The 15,846-nt window shown below is 74.2% G+C and carries 17 protein-coding genes; 3 read left to right on the top strand and 14 right to left on the bottom strand.

The annotated features are described in order from the left end of the window. Positions 1 to 119: 119 nt before the first annotated feature. The 6 genes from rpsO to ACL03H_RS16275 all read right to left on the bottom strand — a co-directional run bounded on the left by rpsO (position 120) and on the right by ACL03H_RS16275 (position 5,270). A complete protein-coding gene (gene rpsO / locus ACL03H_RS16300) occupies positions 120 to 389 on the bottom strand; it encodes a 30S ribosomal protein S15 (RefSeq protein ID WP_412812094.1) in 270 nt (89 codons plus the stop codon). Between the two features lie 331 nt (positions 390 to 720). Next, the gene (locus ACL03H_RS16295) at positions 721 to 1,293 is read right to left on the bottom strand and encodes a 2'-5' RNA ligase family protein (protein ID WP_412812093.1); all 573 of its coding nucleotides are present in this window, start codon (positions 1,291 to 1,293) and stop codon (positions 721 to 723) included. Between the two features lie 23 nt (positions 1,294 to 1,316). After that, positions 1,317 to 1,802 (bottom strand): helix-turn-helix domain-containing protein, encoded by a 486-nt coding sequence (locus ACL03H_RS16290; protein WP_412812092.1) that lies wholly within the window; start codon positions 1,800 to 1,802, stop codon positions 1,317 to 1,319. Positions 1,803 to 1,925: 123 nt separating this feature from the next. Then, positions 1,926 to 2,912, bottom strand: a complete 987-nt coding sequence (locus ACL03H_RS16285; protein WP_412812091.1) for a bifunctional riboflavin kinase/FAD synthetase — start codon at positions 2,910 to 2,912, stop codon at positions 1,926 to 1,928. A 37-nt stretch (positions 2,913 to 2,949) separates the two neighbouring features. Continuing rightward, entirely contained in the window at positions 2,950 to 3,879 is a 930-nt protein-coding gene (truB, locus tag ACL03H_RS16280; protein WP_412812090.1) for a tRNA pseudouridine(55) synthase TruB, read from the bottom strand. A gap of 68 nt (positions 3,880 to 3,947) precedes the next feature. Further along, the gene (locus ACL03H_RS16275) at positions 3,948 to 5,270 is read right to left on the bottom strand and encodes an MATE family efflux transporter (protein WP_412812089.1); all 1,323 of its coding nucleotides are present in this window, start codon (positions 5,268 to 5,270) and stop codon (positions 3,948 to 3,950) included. A gap of 67 nt (positions 5,271 to 5,337) precedes the next feature. Here ACL03H_RS16275 and ACL03H_RS16270 point away from each other — a divergent pair, with 67 nt between their 5' ends. Next, a complete protein-coding gene (locus tag ACL03H_RS16270) occupies positions 5,338 to 5,850 on the top strand; it encodes a CGNR zinc finger domain-containing protein (protein WP_412812088.1) in 513 nt (170 codons plus the stop codon). A 51-nt stretch (positions 5,851 to 5,901) separates the two neighbouring features. Here ACL03H_RS16270 and ACL03H_RS16265 read toward each other — a convergent pair whose 3' ends face one another. From ACL03H_RS16265 to rimP, 7 genes are all read right to left on the bottom strand, one after another. After that, entirely contained in the window at positions 5,902 to 6,891 is a 990-nt protein-coding gene (locus ACL03H_RS16265; protein ID WP_412812174.1) for a DHH family phosphoesterase, read from the bottom strand. Positions 6,892 to 7,016: 125 nt separating this feature from the next. After that, positions 7,017 to 7,526 (bottom strand): 30S ribosome-binding factor RbfA, encoded by a 510-nt coding sequence (gene rbfA, locus ACL03H_RS16260; RefSeq protein WP_412812087.1) that lies wholly within the window; start codon positions 7,524 to 7,526, stop codon positions 7,017 to 7,019. Between the two features lie 132 nt (positions 7,527 to 7,658). Next, positions 7,659 to 7,952 (bottom strand): DUF503 domain-containing protein, encoded by a 294-nt coding sequence (locus ACL03H_RS16255; protein WP_412812086.1) that lies wholly within the window; start codon positions 7,950 to 7,952, stop codon positions 7,659 to 7,661. A 68-nt stretch (positions 7,953 to 8,020) separates the two neighbouring features. Next, positions 8,021 to 11,125, bottom strand: coding sequence for a translation initiation factor IF-2 (gene infB / locus ACL03H_RS16250; protein ID WP_412812085.1), 3,105 nt, complete (start codon positions 11,123 to 11,125; stop codon positions 8,021 to 8,023). 115 nt (positions 11,126 to 11,240) lie between these two features. Next, a complete protein-coding gene (locus tag ACL03H_RS16245) occupies positions 11,241 to 11,717 on the bottom strand; it encodes a YlxR family protein (protein WP_412812084.1) in 477 nt (158 codons plus the stop codon). Next, positions 11,714 to 12,787, bottom strand: coding sequence for a transcription termination factor NusA (gene nusA, locus ACL03H_RS16240; protein ID WP_412812083.1), 1,074 nt, complete (start codon positions 12,785 to 12,787; stop codon positions 11,714 to 11,716). Before nusA ends, ACL03H_RS16245 begins: the two co-directional genes overlap by 4 nt. Continuing rightward, complete coding sequence (gene rimP, locus ACL03H_RS16235) at positions 12,784 to 13,335, bottom strand: ribosome maturation factor RimP (RefSeq protein ID WP_412812082.1); 552 nt, start codon at positions 13,333 to 13,335, stop codon at positions 12,784 to 12,786. Before rimP ends, nusA begins: the two co-directional genes overlap by 4 nt. Positions 13,336 to 13,601: 266 nt before the next feature. On the opposite strand from rimP, the gene ACL03H_RS16230 reads away from it, so the two are divergent. Together ACL03H_RS16230 and ACL03H_RS16225 are read left to right on the top strand one after the other, a co-directional pair. After that, positions 13,602 to 14,102, top strand: a complete 501-nt coding sequence (locus ACL03H_RS16230; RefSeq protein WP_412812081.1) for a hypothetical protein — start codon at positions 13,602 to 13,604, stop codon at positions 14,100 to 14,102. Continuing rightward, positions 14,099 to 14,557 carry a DUF4439 domain-containing protein gene (locus ACL03H_RS16225; RefSeq protein ID WP_412812080.1) on the top strand — a complete coding sequence of 153 codons (459 nt, stop codon included), beginning with the start codon at positions 14,099 to 14,101 and terminating at the stop codon, positions 14,555 to 14,557. The genes ACL03H_RS16230 and ACL03H_RS16225 overlap by 4 nt, the downstream gene beginning before the upstream one ends. A 42-nt stretch (positions 14,558 to 14,599) precedes the next feature. Here ACL03H_RS16225 and ACL03H_RS16220 read toward each other — a convergent pair whose 3' ends face one another. Continuing rightward, positions 14,600 to 15,838 (bottom strand): hypothetical protein, encoded by a 1,239-nt coding sequence (locus tag ACL03H_RS16220; protein ID WP_412812079.1) that lies wholly within the window; start codon positions 15,836 to 15,838, stop codon positions 14,600 to 14,602. Positions 15,839 to 15,846 lie beyond the last annotated feature (8 nt).

Raw genomic sequence — 15,846 nt, 5'->3', positions numbered from 1 at the left:
GGATGATGACCCGCCGTGGGCGTGGACCCAGTTCGTGCGCGGGCCGTCCGGCCCGCCTTCGTAGCGTTCAGTTGTGCATCGGGGGAACGCTCCACTGTGGAACGCTCCCCCGACGTGGGTCAACGACGCAGACCGAGCCGCTGGATCAGCGAGCGGTAGCGCTCGATGTCGACCTTGGTCAGGTAGTTCAGCAGGCGACGGCGACGACCGACCATGAGCAGCAGGCCACGACGCGAGTGGTGGTCGTGCTTGTGCTGCTTGAGGTGCTCGGTCAGGCCCGAGATGCGGTTCGTCAGCAGGGCCACCTGGGCCTCGGCGGAACCGGTGTCGGACTCGTGCAGACCGTAGTCGGCCAGGATCTGCTTCTTCTGATCGGTGGACAGCGCCACTTGTTGACTCTCCTTGTTTCACGTGCCGTGTCAAGTGCTGCGGATGTGCCGGACACCTCGATCCCGCTGGAACCGGGGAGGAACACCGGGTGGGAGACGCACCGGACACGACTCACGGCCATCGCCACACCTCGCACACCGGGCGGCCCCCACCGAGTCCATCCCCCGGTCACGAGCCGAATTCGGGCTCGCCGGGAGGCTCCAGCTGCTCCGGCCGCCGGTCTCCGGGCCGATCGCGAGGATCGGGCCGGGGCCTCGGGCCGGTATCACCAGGTGCAGGCACACCGGATCCGGCCGCCACGGACTACAGCCGAATCCACCCGCCAGGATATCAGGAGCTTCCGCCGGGACCCTGGTCCCCTGCGGACCGGCGTGGCACCGGGACCGCGCGGACCTCCCGGTGCACCGAGCCCTCCGGGCCGGGATCGCTGCGCAGCAGTGCCACGTCCGCGGCTTCCCACCACGGGCCGGCGTACCCGCTGAGCAGCGCGGTCAGCGCCCGCCGGTCCGGGTGGCCGCCGTTCCAGCGGGCCAGGGTGAGGTGCGCCCGGAACGTCTCCGGATCGCCCCCGGCGGCCCGCACCAGCGCGCGCAGCCCGCGCGTGTCGCCCTCCGCGGCGGTCTCCACGCCCACCCAGAGCACGCCGCGGAACGTCCCCGCCCCGGCGAGCCGCAGCAGCGGCGCGGGACCGGCGGCGGGCAGGTCCCGCTCCAGCGAGCGCAGCAGCGGCGCGGGTTCGACGGTCCCGTGGAAGCGGAGCGTGACGTGCCACTGCCGCGCGGGCGCGAGGCGGAACCCGCGAAGTCCCGAGGCCGCTCGCTCCACCGCTCCCGGCGGCAGGGCGCGCAGCGCCGAGCGCAGGTGGTCCAGGGCTGCCGGGGGCGGGCGCACGGCCGTGAACAACCGCGCCGCCTCCTCGGGGGCGCTCAGGCGGGCTCCCCGTTCGCGGCCCGGCGCAGCAAACCGGCCAGCGCCGGGTAGCGCCCGTCGATCAGCGAGGCGGCGGCCTCCAGCTCGCTCGGCTTCGCCGCGCCCCGCAGCACCGGCCACGCCGCCTCCTCGCCGGAGGCCCCCATCACCGGCAGCGTGTCCCGGCCCACCGAAGGGCGGGAGTCCTTCACGTCGGCCAGCGCCGCCTGGATCGCCTCCGACTCGCCGGCGGCCACCCCGGGCACGAGCACCTTCCGCTCGAGCATCACCAGCCGGGCGAGCACCGAGGGATTGCCGATCTTCGCGCGGCGGCCGCTCATCACCTGGCTGAGCATGGGAGCGCTGATGCCGAGGACCTCGGCGAGCTGGGCCTGCGAGATCCGGAACGCCACCACGAGCCGCCGAACCCGGTCGCCCAGCGGCTCGCCGTACCACTGCCGCTGCAACTCCAGATTGCGCTGGACGCTCTTGTGCTCCGCCACCCTCAGCTCCCCCGGTGCCACCGTCGATCGCCGCCTCCGCGGGAGGCGCCGGTACTGCATACTGCCAGGTCGCCGCCCGGGGCCGAACGGATTCGCGAAATCGCGCCGCCGCCGGATCCGCGGTCAGCCGCGGACGCCGAGGATGTCACGGGTGTCCAGGACGTCCTGGTTCATCTGCGCCACCAGCGCCTCCACCGAGTCGTACCGCTCCATTCCGCGCAGCCTGCGCACGAAGTCCAGCGCCACGTGCTCGCCGTAGAAGTCGGCGTCCACGTCCAGCACGTAGGCCTCGACGGTCCGCTCGGTGCCGGAGAACGTGGGGTTGCTGCCCACCGACACCGCCGCCGCCAGGGTCTCCCCGGGGCCGGTGGAGCCGCGGCGGCGGTGGGTGAACCAGCAGGCGTAGACGCCGTCGGCGGGCACCGCGGAGTAGGCGGGGCTGGACAGGTTCGCGGTGGGGAAGCCGAGCTCGCTGCCGCCGCGCCCCGCGCCGCGCACCACGATCCCCTCGAGCCGGTGGTAGCGGCCGAGCGCGGAGGCCGCGGCGACCACGTCCCCGGCGTCGATGCAGGACCGGATGTAGGTGGACGAGAAGGTGACCGGCGCCTCGGCCGAGCCGTCGGCGCGCTCGGTGCGGCCGCTGAGCAGCCGATCGGAGGCCACCTCGAAGCCGAAGCGCTCGCCGAGCCCCGCGAGGATCGAGATGTTGCCCGCGGCGCGGTGGCCGAAGGTGAAGTTCTCCCCGACCACGACGACCGCCGCGTGCAGCCGCTCCACGAGCAGCTCGTGCACGAACTCGTCGGCGGGCATCCGGGACAGCTCGGCGGTGAACGGAAGCACGCAGAACACGTCGACGCCGAGTTCCTCGGCCAGTTCCGCGCGGCGCCGCAGGGTGGTCAGCTGCGCGGGGTGGCTGCCCGGGCGCACCACCTCCGCCGGGTGCGGGTCGAAGGTCATCAGCACGCAGGGCACGCCGCGCTCCCGCGCCGCGCGCACCGCGTGAGCGATCAACTGCTGGTGTCCCTGGTGGATCCCGTCGAAGACGCCGATGGTGACGACGCATCGGCCCCACCCGCCCGGGAGCTGCTCCAAACCGCGCCAACGCTGCACGGCAGGCAAGCCTACTGCCTGGCCTCGGCCCGGCCGCTCAGCCCGCCGGGGTCAGCACCAGCACGGGACGCGCGGTGGTCCCCTGGTCGCGCACCAGCGCCACCGCGCGACCGTCCGGCCCGAACACCCCGCAGGTGCCCGCGACGCCGGTCGCCGGGATGGCCTGCCCGTGCGCGAGGGCGCGGACGGTTCCGGCGTCCGCGTCGTGCCGGGCGAAGGCGGTGGCGATGGCCCGGTCCAGGTCCATCGACAGGCCCGGCTCCTCCTCCAGCACCTCCAGGGTGCGGGCCGTGGCCAGGCCGAAGGGACCGACGCGGGTGCGGCGCAGCGCCCCCAGGTAGCCGCCGACGCCGAGCCGGGCGCCGAGATCGCGGGCCAGGGCGCGGACGTAGGTGCCGGAGGAGCACTCGACGAGGACGTCGAGCTCCACCTCGGGGAACTCCCGCTCGGGGTCGGGCGCGCGCAGCGCCAGCAGGTCGAACCGGGACACGGTGACCGGGCGGGCCGCGAGCTCCACGTCCTTGCCCTCGCGGGCGAGTTCGTAGGCTCGCTTGCCGTTGACCTTCACGGCGCTCACCGAGCTCGGCACCTGCCGCAGGTCGCCGGTGAGCTCGGCGATGCCGTCCCGGATGGCCTGCTCGGCCACCCCGGACGGGTCGCTGCGCTCCCGGACCTCGCCCTCGGCGTCGTCGGTGCTGGTGGCGGCGCCGAGCCGGATCGTGGCCAGGTAGGCCTTGGTGTCCAGCGCCAGGTGCCCGAGCAGCTTGGTGGCCCGCTCCAGCCCGAGCACCAGCACCCCGGTGGCCATCGGGTCCAGGGTTCCGGCGTGGCCGACCTTGCGGGTGCCCATGATGCGTCGCACGCGGGACACCACGTCGTGCGAGGTCATCCCCGCCGGTTTGTCCACCACGAGCAGGCCGGGCGGAACGGCGGGACGGTTGCGGGCTGCGCGGGAGTGCTCGGACACGGGTGGCAATCCTCCCCGACCGCTCCCGGTCCCTCGGCGGCGGCCCGGCCGAACCCGGGACCCGCCGGTCACGCCGCCGCGCGCACCTCCGCGCCGACCACGGCCCACTTCCCGGACCGCGCGCGCAGCAGCAGGGTGACCAACCGCAGCAGCATGAACAGGCTCAGGCCGGTCCAGATCCCGGCCAGCCCCCAGCCGAAGCCGAGCGAGAGCCAGATCAGCGGCAGGTAGCCGACCGCCGCGCTGAGCACGGTCGCGGTGCGCAGGTAGCGGGCGTCGCCCGCGCCGAGGAACACCCCGTCGAGGGCGAACACGACCCCGGCCACGGGCTGCTGGAGCACGAAGAACCACCAGGCGTTCGGCAGCTGCGCGAGCACCGCGGGGTCGCTGGTGAACACCCTCGGCAGCACCGCGGCCAGCGCCGCGAACAGCGCGCCGAGCAGCATCCCGAAACCGAGCCCGTACCAGCTGACCTGGCGCGCGACGCTCTTCGCCCGCCGCGCCGCGCCGCCGCCGAGGGCCGCGCCGACCAGCGACTGCGCCGCGATCGCCAGCGAGTCCAGCACCAGCGCGAGGAAGGACCACAGCTGCCACACCACCTGGTGCGCGGCGGCGGCGTCGGCCCCGGTGCGCGCGGCCACCGAGGTCGCGGACAGGAAGCAGGCCTGGAACGCGAGGGTGCGCAGCACGAGGTCGCGTCCCATGCCCAGCTGGGCGCGCATCGTCGCCGGGTCTGGCCGCAGCCCGGCCCGCTCCACCACGAGAGCGCGCAGGAACAGCGCCGCCGAGATGGACTGGCCGATCAGGTTCGCCACCGCCGAGCCCTCCAGGCCCCAGCCCACCGGGTAGACCAGCAGCGGGCAGAGCACCGCCGAGGTGCCGTTGCCCGCCAGCACGAACCACAGCGGCCTGCGGGTGTCCTGCACGCCGCGCATCCAGCCGTTGCCCGCCATCGTGATCAGCACCAGCGGCGCGCCGAGCAGCGCGACCCGCAGCCAGCGGGCGGCGGCGTCGGCGATCGGCCCCTCCCCCGCGAGCAGTTCCGCGATGGGCACCGCGAACAGCTGCGCGAGCACCAGCAGCACCAGGCCGAGGGCGATGCCGAGCCAGGTGGCCTGCACCCCCTCGGCGACGGCGTCCTTGCGGCGCCCGGCGCCGTGCAGCCGGGCCGTGCGCGCGGTCGTGCCGTAGGACAGGAAGGTGAGCTGGCTGGACACCAGCGTGAACAGGGTGCCGCCGAGCGCGAGCCCGGCCAGCGGCACGGCGCCCAGATGCCCGATCACGGCGGTGTCGACCAGCACGTACAGCGGCTCGGCGGCCAGCACGCCCAGGGCGGGCACCGCCAGCCCGAGCAGCGTTCGCACCGGCACCCGCTCGGCGAGCTCGCTCACGACGTCCTCCCGGTAAGCTGTGCTTGGCGTTTCCGCCCCTGACGCAGGCTATCGGTAAGGAGCTCAGATGGACAGCGCCGATTACACGGAGCTGGCGCTGCGGCTCGCGAACGCCGATCTCGGCGATCTCGGCTCGCTGCGGGCCGCGCTGCACGACGAGCCGTGGTGGTCCGAGCGGGTCCACGAGCACGACCTGGCGGTGCTGCGCACCGTGGCCTCCGGGCTGCGCACCGCGTTCGAGGCGATGCTCGCCGGTGATGCCGAGCGCGTGCAGGCCGCCGCGAACGAGCTGCTGGACCGGCATCCGCCGCGCCCCCGGCTGTCGGGGCACGGCACGAACTGGCACGTGCACGTGGCCGGCCCGGACGCCCCGCCCGCCACCGAGGTCGCCGCCGCGGCGGCCTGGGGCCTCGCGCAGGGCGTCGTGGTGCACGGCACCGAGCGCTGGGGGCGCTGCGGCGCGGACGGCTGCGGCACGTACTTCCTGGACACCTCGACGAACCGCGCGAAGCGCTTCTGCTCGGCCCGCTGCGCGAACCGCGTCCACGTGGCCGCCTTCCGCGCCCGCCGCCGAACCTGACTGAGCCTGGCCGGTGGCGCACCGCACCGCGGAGCGAGCGGGACCCCCGGATCAGAGCGAGGGGGCGACCGCCAACGCCTCGCGAACCGAGGTGAGCACCTGCTCGGCCGTCCCGTCGGCCGTGAAACCGGCGGCGAGCCGGTGACCTCCCCCGCCGCAGCGACTCGCCGCGTCGCCGACGTCGATGCGGCGATCGGCGCGCAGCGAGACCGACCAGCGATCCGGGGAGATCTCCTTGAGCACCACCGCGACCTCGGCCTCCGCCGTGGTGCGCACGATGTCGATGACGCTGTCGAGCTCCTCGCTGCGCACCGGCCCGGAGTGCTCCAGCCGAACCACGGCGTGCACCAGCCCCAGCCCCTGCGCGGCGCCGGGCTCCAGCGCGGCCTGCCGCAGCACCACCGACAGCATCGGCAACCAGGCGAACGGATGGGTGTCCATCAGCGAGCGCGTGAGCTCGTCCGGCTCCACGCCCGCCTCCAGCAAGCGGGCCGCCATCAGGTGCGTGGCGGGCCGGGCCCGGCGGAACCGGCCGCTGTCGGTGACCAGTCCCGCGTACAGGCAGCGCGCGATCGGCAGGTCCAGCGGCACCCCGAGCTCGTCGAGCAGCCGCAGCACCAGCACGACCGTGGCCTCGGCCTCGTCGTCGATGAGGTGGTGGGTGCCGAACCGGGGGTTCGCCACGTGGTGATCGATGATCAGCACCGCACCACCGGCGGCGATGGTGGCGGGCACCCGGTCGGCGAGCCCGCCCAGCCGCTGCAGGCTGCCGGCGTCGCACGCGACCAGCAGCGGCGGTGCGGCGGGAACCTCGGCGGCGGGAACGATCAGCCCGTCGGCGTCGAGCATCCGCAGGGAGCTCGGCACCTCCTCCGGGTGCCCGAAGGACACCCGGACGCGGGCTCCCCGCGAGCGCAGCGCCCGGCCCAGCGCGAGGGCGCTGCCGAGCGCGTCGGCGTCGGGGTTGACGTGGGCGAGCAGCGTGACGTCGGGAGCCGCGGCCAGCAGCTCCGCCGCCCCCGCCACGTCCTCCGGCGACAGCGCGGCGCCCCCGCCCTCAGCGGGCCGTACGGTTCCGGATTGCCCGTGCACAGGGTCCACCTCCACGCCGAACGCACCGCGCTGCCGCGGCGCCGCCCTCAACGCACCGCATTCCCGCGGTCGGTTCAACCACTGTGTGGCCGATGCCGCAGATCGGCATCCGTGCCGGTCAGCGGCTCGTCACCGGTGGTTTCCCCGTCGTCATCGTCGGTGTCCTCCGCTGGCGCGCGGTAGGGGTCCGCCTCCCCCGCGTGTTCCGCGCCGGACGCGAGACGCGCCACTTCCGCGTCGGCCTCCTTGGCCCGCGCCAGCAGCTCGTCCATCCGGCGCGCGTCGTCGGGCACGGTGTCCGCGACGAACGTGAGCGTCGGGGTGAACCGCACGCCGGTCTGGGCTCCGACCCGGGTCCGCAGCACACCGGTGGCGCTGGACAGGGCGGCCGCCGTGGAGGCGTAGTCGCTCTCGTCGCCGAACACCGTGTAGTAGACCGTGGCGTCCCGCAGATCCGGGGTGACCCGCGCGTCGGTGATCGTCACCATCGCCAGCCGGGGGTCCTTGACCTCGTGTTCCAGTCCCGAGGCCACGATCTGCGCGATGCGCTTCGCGAGCCTGCGGGCGCGCGCCGTATCCGCCACGGCGCACCTCCTCAATCGATCCTGCGCCCGGTGGTCCGGGCCTGAGCATGAAGTTCGTGCCGAGCGGCTCCCGCCACCGGCGCGGCCCCGCCCGGTGGAACCCGCCGGGCGGGTCAGGTCTTCCCGGAGCGGTCAGTCCTCCGGACCGAGCATCCGGTGCCGGGCGGACAGGAGTTCCAGCTCGGGGCGGGCGGCGACCGCGCGCTCGCAGGCCTCCAGCACCTCGCGCGCGTGCCCGGCGTCACCGGCCACGACGCTCACCCCGATCAGGGCGCGGCGGTGCAGGTCCTGATCGCCCGCCTCGGCCGCGGCCACTTCGAAGCGCCTCCGCAGCTCGGCCACCACGGGCCGCACCACGGCGCGCTTCTGCTTCAACGAGCGGACGTCCCCGAGCAGCACGTCCAGCTCCAGCGCACCCACGTACATCGGCGTGCCTCCCGGGCCGCACGACCGCCGGGGGCCGTCCACGTCGGACGACCCCCGGCGGCAGCGGATCAGCTGCGCGGCTTCTCCCGCATCTCGTAGGTCTCGATCATGTCGTCGACCTTGATGTCGGAGTAGGAGCCGAGCGTGAGACCGCACTCGAACCCGTCGCGGACCTCGGTGGCGTCGTCCTTGAACCGCTTCAGCGAGCTGAGGCTGAGGTTCTCGGCGACGACCACGCTGTCGCGCATCAGCCGGGCCTTGGCGTTCCGGCGCATGATGCCCTCGGTGACCATGCAACCGGCGATCGTGCCGACCTTGGAGGACTTGAAGACCTCGCGGACCTGAGCCCTGCCGAGTTCGACCTCCTCGTACTCCGGCTTGAGCATGCCCTTGAGCGCCTGCTCGATCTCCTCGATCGCCCGGTAGATCACCGAGTAGTACCGGATCTCCACGCCCTCGCGGTTGGCGACCTCGGCCGCCTTGCCCTCGGCGCGGACGTTGAAGCCCAGCACGATGGTGTTCTCGGCGGTCGCCAGGTTGATGTCGGACTCGTTGATGCCACCGACACCGCGGTGGATCACGCGGAGCTCGACCTCCTCGCCCACCTCGATCTTCATGAGCGACTCCTCCAGCGCCTCGACGGTACCGGAGTTGTCACCCTTGATGATCAGGTTGAGCTGGTTGGTCTCCTTGAGCACCTTGTCCAGGTCCTCGAGGCTGACGCGCTTGCGCTTGGCGGCGTTCTGCGCCTCCCGGATGCGAGCCCCGCGGCGGTCGGCGATCTGCCGCGCCACCCGGTCCTCGTCGACCACCAGGAAGGTGTCACCGGCACCGGGCACCGAGGTGAAACCGATGACCTGCACCGGTCGCGCCGGCGTCGCCACCGTGACGTCCTCGTCGTGCTCGTTGATCATCCGGCGGACTCGGCCGTGCGCGTTGCCCGCGACGATCGAGTCACCGACCCGCAGCGAACCGCGCTGCACCAGCACCGTGGCCACCGGGCCGCGACCGCGGTCCAGGTGCGCCTCGATCGCGACGCCCTGGGCCTCCATGTTCGGGTTGGCCCGGAGGTCCAGCGCGGCGTCCGCGGTGAGCAGGACCGCCTCCAGCAGACCGTCGATGTTGGTCCCCTGCTTGGCGGAGATCTCGACGAACATGGTGTCGCCGCCGTACTCCTCGGCCACCAGGTTGTACTCGGTGAGCTGCTGGCGGATCTTGTCGGGGTTCGCGCCCTCGACGTCGATCTTGTTGACCGCCACCACGATCGGCACGCCCGCGGCCTGCGAGTGGTTGATCGCCTCCACCGTCTGCGGCATGACGCCGTCGTCGGCGGCGACCACCAGCACGGCGATGTCCGTCGACTTCGCACCGCGGGCACGCATGGCGGTGAACGCCTCGTGACCCGGGGTGTCGATGAAGGTGATCGGGCGCTCGTTGCCCTCCAGCTCGGTCACGACCTGGTAGGCACCGATGTGCTGGGTGATCCCACCGGCCTCGCCGGCCTGCACGTTCGCCTTCCGGATGGTGTCCAGCAGGCGGGTCTTGCCGTGGTCGACGTGACCCATGACCGTGACGACCGGCGGACGGGCCGCCAGCTGCTCCTCGGTGCTGTCCGGGTCGCCGAAGTTGATGTCGAAGGACTCCAGCAGCTCCCGGTCCTCGTCCTCGGGGCTGACCATCTCGACCCGGTAGTTCATCTCCTGGCCGAGCAGCTCCAGGATCTCGTCGGAGACCGACTGGGTCGCGGTGACCATCTCACCGAGGTGGAACATCGCCTGCACCAGCGAGGCCGGGTTGGCGTTGATCTTCTCGGCGAAGTCGGTCAGCGAAGCACCGCGGCGCAGCCGCAGCGTCTCGCCGCTGCCGCGCGGGAGCCGGACACCGCCCACCGACGGCGCCTGCATGTTGTCCATGTACTCCTGGCGCTTCTGCCGCTTGGACTTGCGGCCACGACGCGCCGGACCACCGGGACGGCCGAAGGCACCGGCCGCGCCACCGCGACCGCCACCACCGGGACGGCCACCGCCGCCCGGACGACCGCGGAAGCCACCGCCGGCCGGGGGCCCACCGGCGGGAGCGCCGCCGCCACCGCCACCGGGACCGCCGCGGAAACCGCCGCCGCCACCACCGGGACGACCGCCACCGCCGGCACCGCCACCGGGACGGCCACCGCCGGGGCCGCCACCGGGACGACCGCCACCGCGACCGCCACCGGGTCCACCGGGACCGCCGGAGCGGGCCGGGCGGGACGGCATCATGCCGGGGTTCGGCCGGGGCGGCATCATGCCCGGGTTCGGCCGGTTGCCACCGCCCTCACCACCGCCGCGCGGAGCCGGGGAGCCGGCGGCCGGAGCGCTGCCCGCGCCACCCTGACCACCGCGGTCGGGGCGCTGCCCCGGGCCGCCGCGGCCCGGGCCGCCCTGGCCGCCCTGGCGCTGCTGCCCGCCAGCGGCGCCGCCACCGGGCCGCGGGGGACGCTGCGCCGGAGAACCGGAGCCGACGCCGAAGGGGTTGTTGCCGACGCGCGGCGAGCGCGGGCCGGGCTTGGGCTTGGAGCCCTGCGGCTTCGGGGGGACCGTGCCCTCGGCGTCGCCGCCCTGCTTGGACTCCTGACGCGGGCCGGGACGGGGACCGGGCTTGGGCCCGGCCGGACGCGGGGCCGCGCCGGGCGTGCCGCCCTGCGCCGCCGCGGGCCGCTGCTGACCGTCCTGCTGGGGCTCGCTCTGCTGGGGCGCCGCCTGCGCGGCGGGTGCCTGCTCGAACGGCGTGGTCTCCGGAGCGGGGGCCTTCGGCCCGGGCTTCGGACCCGGCTTCGGGCCGGGCTTGGGCGCACCGGCACCGGGCTGCTCGCCGACGGACGGGCCGCCCTGCTGGCCACCGGGCTGCGGAGCGGGCGCCGACGGGCGCGGCCCCGGCTTGGGGCCGGGCTTGGGGGCACCCTCGCCGGACTGGCCCTCCGGCTTGCGCGGGGGCGCGGGCTTCGCGCCACCGGTGCGGCCGTTCGGCTTGCCTGCCTTGGGGTACGCGTCGCGGAGCCGACGGGCCACCGGGGCTTCCACGGTGGACGACGCCGACTTGACGTACTCGCCCTGCTCGGCGAGCTTGTTGAGAACTTCCTTGCTGGTCACACCGAGCTCTTTCGCGAGCTCGTGCACGCGGGCCTTGCCTGCCACTGCACTCCTCATCTGGTGAGGCCGGGCGGCAGTCCCGCTCGACCTCGTCCTATCGCCGATGCGCGTTCATGTCTTCAGCTTCACGGCTGATTCATGACGGGTCGACCTGCTTCCTTCAACTGCTTCCGCGCGGGAGGTTCCCGCGTCGGTCTGGGGATGAGCCGCTCGCCGGAGGCGTCCAGGAACCCGGTTCGGGATCCACGTGTGCCCGCACGGCGGAGAGGTCCAGCGACCCCGACACCCGGAGGGCTCGGGGGAACGCCCGACGTCGCTCGGCGAGCCGGAGGCAGCGGGGATCGGGGTGCAACCACGCTCCCCGACCCGGTCGCCGACCCCGCGGGTCGGGGACGAGCACGCCGTCCTCGGCCACCACTCGCAGCAGCTCGGCGGCCGACGTTCGGACGCGGCACCCCACACAGGTCCGCACCGGTTCTGAGCTGCGGCGGATGCCGCGCGCACCGGACGATTTCGTGTGGATTCCCGCTCCCTCGCGTCGAGCCACCAATGATTCTAACCCGTTGCCGCCGGTGCTCGTATCCGAGTCCGGCACGGAGGCGGCGGCCGGTGCCAGGACCGGCCGCCGCGGGCTCATTCCGCGGTTCCGACCGCGGGCAGCTCGTCGGAGCCCGCGCCCGGTCCGGCCGCGGGTGGCGGGACCGCCTGCCCGGCCGACGTGGTGGGCGCGGTGGGGTCGGCGTCGCTGCGGATGTCGATCCGCCAGCCGGTGAGCCGCGCCGCCAAGCGGGCGTTCTGCCCCTCCTTGCCGATCGCCAGCGAGAGCTGGAAGTCGGGCACCACGACTCGCGCGGTCTTGGCGCGCTCGTCGACGACCTCGACGGAGATCACCTTGGCCGGGGAGAGCGCGTTGCCGACGAACGTCGCCGGGTCCTCCGAGAAGTCGATGATGTCGATCTTCTCACCCCCCAGCTCGCTCATCACGTTGCGCACCCGCGAGCCCATCGGGCCGATGCAGGCGCCCTTGGCGTTGACCCCGCTGACGGTGGAACGCACCGCGATCTTGGAGCGGTGGCCGGCCTCGCGGGCGACCGCCGGGATCTCGACGGTGCCGTCGGCGATCTCCGGGACCTCCAGCGCGAACAGGCGCCGCACCAGGTTGGGGTGGGTGCGGGACAGAGTGATCTGCGGTCCCCGGGCGCTGCGGGAGACGCCCACGACGTAGCACTTGACCCGCATCCCGTGCTCGTAGCGCTCGCCCGGGACCTGCTCGGCGGCGGGGATGACGCCCTCGCTGTCACCGACCTGGACGATCACCATGCCGCGCGAGTTGGCCTTGGCGTCGCGCTGCACGAGCCCGCCGAGGATCTCGCCCTCCTTGGTGGAGAACTCCCCGAAGGTGCGCTCGTGCTCGGCGTCGCGCAGCCGCTGCAGGATGACCTGCCGGGCGGTGGTCGCCGCGATCCGGCCGAAGCCCTCGGGCGTGTCGTCCCACTCCTCCGCGACCGCGCCCTCGTCGTCCAGGGTGTGCGCGAGCACGCGCACCACACCGGTCTTGCGGTCCACCTCCACCCGGGCGTGCTGCTGGTGCCCCTCGGTGTGCCGGTAGGCCGTCAGCAGCGCTGATTCGATCGCTTCCAGGACCGTCTCGAACGGGATGTCCTTGTCGCGTTCGATCGCTCGCAGCGCGGCGATGTCGACGTTCACCTCGACTCCTCCGTGTCTTCCCGGTCGTCGCCTTCCGGGCCGTCGGCCGCCCGCTTGAGCAGGATCAGGTCCTGCGCCGGTGGCTGCTGGAATTCCACCTCGACCACCGCGCGCTCCACGTCGCGGTAGGCGAGCTCGCGGACCTGCTGCTCCGCCAGCACCTGCACGGTCTCCTCACCGGCGGCGCCGACGCGCGCGGTGAGCTCGCCGCCGGCGGTGAGCTTGATCTTGACCAGCCGGTGCCGGGCGCGGCGCCAGTGCCGCGGCCGGGTCAGCGGGCGGTCGGTCCCGGGCGACGTCACCTCGAGGGTGTACGCCCCGGCGAGGACGTGCTCGTGCGCGTCCAGCACCTGCGACACGGCACGGCTGAGCTCGGAGACCTCGTCGAGGCTCACCCCGTCGTCGGAGTCCACGACGACCTTCACCAGGCGGCGTCTGCCCGCCTGCTGCACGTCGAGTTCCTCGAGGTCGAAACCGGCGGCGGACACGGCGTCGGCGACGACGGGCTCCAGCAGCGCGACGGCCTCATCGCGCGGCGGGCTGGACACGTTGGCACTCCTTGATTCGGGGATGATCGGGTTGCTCCGGGGTGATCGGGTCGTTTCCGAGGTGATCGGGCCGGACCGATCGGTGCGGTCCGGCGACGCCCAGCGGGGCGGCGCCGACTTCGGACGGGCTCGCGAAACCCGCGTCCGGCGCGGGGCGCGCTGGCCGCGGTCGTCCAGCTTATCTGGTCGGTTCCGCGCCCGGCGCGGCATGGCCTCCCTGCGGGCCGTCGCCGCGCGCGGGCACCTGCCTGGCAGGATGGATCAGCGTGCGAGCACCCTTCTCCTACCTTCACCCGATCGGGTCGGCGCGGCCCGGTCGCCGCGCGGTGTTGCGGCTGCTGGTGGCGCTGCCGGCGGCGGCCGCGCTGACCGCCGGGTGCGCCGGTGGCGAGGAGGCGCCGGACCCGCTGCGGGCCCTCGCCGACGCCGCCCGCGCGGACGCCGAGCTGGCGCGCGGTGTCGCGAACGCGCATCAGGACCTGAGGGCGGGCGCGGAAGCCGTGGAGCGGATCCGGACCGAGCACGCGCGGCTGCTGCAGCGGGAGGTGGACCGGTTGGACCCACCGGATCCCGACCAGCAGCGGCGGCGGCCCCCGGCCGCGCAGGTGCCCGCCGCGCCGGAGGAGGCGAAGGCCGCGCTGCGGCGTTCCCTCGCCGCGGCCGAGCAGGACGCGGCGAAGCTGTGCCCGGGCCTGCCGGGCTATCGCAGCGGCCTGACCGGATCGATCTCGGCGAGCTGCGCGAGCCTGGCGGAGGTGCTGGCATGAGCGAGGAGCTGACCGAGGAGGCCGCGGCCGCGCTGAACTCCGCGCTGCGGGCCGAGAACGCGGCGGTGTGGACCTACGAGCTGGTGACGGCGTTCGTCTCCGGCGAGCAGGTGCGCGCCGCGGTCGAGGAGGCCACCGGGGTGCACGAGCGGCACCGGGACGAGGCGCAGCGGGTGATCCGCGGCACCGGGGCCGCTCCCCCGGCGGCCTCGCCCGCGTACTCGCTGCCGGACCCGGTCACCGACGAGGGCTCGGCGATCCGCGCGCTGATCGCGGCGGAGCGGGATTGCCAGATCGGCTGGCGCGCGGTGCTGGAGCGGACCGAACCGGACGCGGACCCGGCGGTGCGCCGCACCGCGCTGGGCGCGCTGACCACGGCGGCGACCCGGGCGACCCGCTGGCGACTCACGATCGGGCAGACCCCGGCCGCCGAGCCCGAGCCCGGCAAGCCCTGACGCCCGCCCGGCTCGCGCGGGACGGGACGCCCGCCGGTCCGGTCAGCCGCTGTCCTGGGGCCAGCCGAGGCGCAGCGCGTCGCGGGTGACCTCGGTGAGCCGCTGGTCCTCGTAGTTGTCGGGCTGGGAGAAGTAGCCGGACTCGCCGACCACCACGAGCCGGTCCTGCTGCTCGGAGTAGTAGCCGACGTCGCTGCTGAGCCCCGGGAAGTCGTCGGGCAGATCGCGCCCCGCCGAGACGAGGTCCATCACGTTCCCGGTGTTGTCCCGGGTGACCAGCTCGTTGAGCTGCGCCGCAGCTCCCGAGTCGGCCATCCGGACGGTCACCACGGAGGTGAGCACGCGCTGCCCGTCCGGGAGCGTCGTGGTGTAGAGCGCCCGGGTGAGGTGCTCGCAGCCGTAGTCGCCGAAGAACTCCTTGATCTTGCCGGTGGAGACGTTGGCGCAGCCCTGCTGGCCTTCCTCGCGCAGCTCGACGGTGAACTGGTTCTGCGTCGTCGGCGTCCCGGGCTTGCCGGGGTCCTGCGCCGCCTCCTCCTCGGTCGGGCCGGACGGTTGGATGAGCATCCACACCAGTCCGGACACCACTGCCACGCCGACCAGCACCAGACCGCGCAGCGCCCAGCCGACGGGCGTGATCGAGGTGCCGGCCAGGCCGGTCGCGGGTCGGGACCCGCCGGACTCCCGCCGGCCGTCCGCGGGGCCGCGCTGGCCGGATCCGGGGGCTCCCGCGCTCTGCCGGGTGTTCTGGGGTGGCCCGCCCTGCTGCATCCCGCCCTGCTGCACCGCTCCGCCCTGCTGCATCCCGCCCTGCTGGGCACCGCCGTGCGGCGCGGCCTGCTGGCCGTAGCCCTGCTGCGGGTACTGCTGCGCGGCGCCGTAGGGCTGACCGTAGGCCTGCTGAGGCGGGTGCTGCGCACCGTGCGGAGCGCCCCAGCCGCCCTGGTGCTGCTGGGTCGGCTGGTGCTGGACGTACGTGCCAGGCGCCTGCTGGGCGTGCGGCACTCCCCCGTGCGGGGTGTGCGGGCCGCTCGCGGCCTGCCCCCCGGTCGGGTGCTGGGAAGTCGGCTGCTGGGCCCCTTGCTGGGCTGCCGCGGCCGGTTGCTGGGCTGCCGCGGCCGGTTGCTGGAACGCGGGACGGGTGGTCTCGCCGGGACCGCCGAGGGTGCCCGCGCTGAAGTCCGTCGCGGAGGCGCTGCGGTGCTCCTGGTTCACCCGGGAGTTGTCGCGCCGCAGCGGCGCAGTGTCAGCTCGCTGCGCGTTCTGCGGCGAGCCTGTCATCTCTTCGG

Source organism: Saccharopolyspora antibiotica, from assembly GCF_047200635.1.
GTDB lineage: Bacteria > Actinomycetota > Actinomycetes > Mycobacteriales > Pseudonocardiaceae > Saccharopolyspora_C.
This window is presented reverse-complemented; position numbering and strand designations above follow the sequence as displayed.

Excerpts from the sequence above, each read along its gene's own strand:
- ACL03H_RS16270 (WP_412812088.1), top strand. The coding sequence starts at position 5,338 with ATGGACAGCGCCGATTACACGGAGCTGGCGCTGCGGCTCGCGAACGCC.
- ACL03H_RS16255 (WP_412812086.1), bottom strand. The coding sequence starts at position 7,952 with ATGTACGTGGGTGCGCTGGAGCTGGACGTGCTGCTCGGGGACGTCCGC.
- ACL03H_RS16245 (WP_412812084.1), bottom strand. The coding sequence starts at position 11,717 with ATGAGCCCGCGGCGGCCGGTCCTGGCACCGGCCGCCGCCTCCGTGCCG.
- ACL03H_RS16225 (WP_412812080.1), top strand. The coding sequence starts at position 14,099 with ATGAGCGAGGAGCTGACCGAGGAGGCCGCGGCCGCGCTGAACTCCGCG.
- ACL03H_RS16220 (WP_412812079.1), bottom strand. The coding sequence starts at position 15,838 with ATGACAGGCTCGCCGCAGAACGCGCAGCGAGCTGACACTGCGCCGCTG.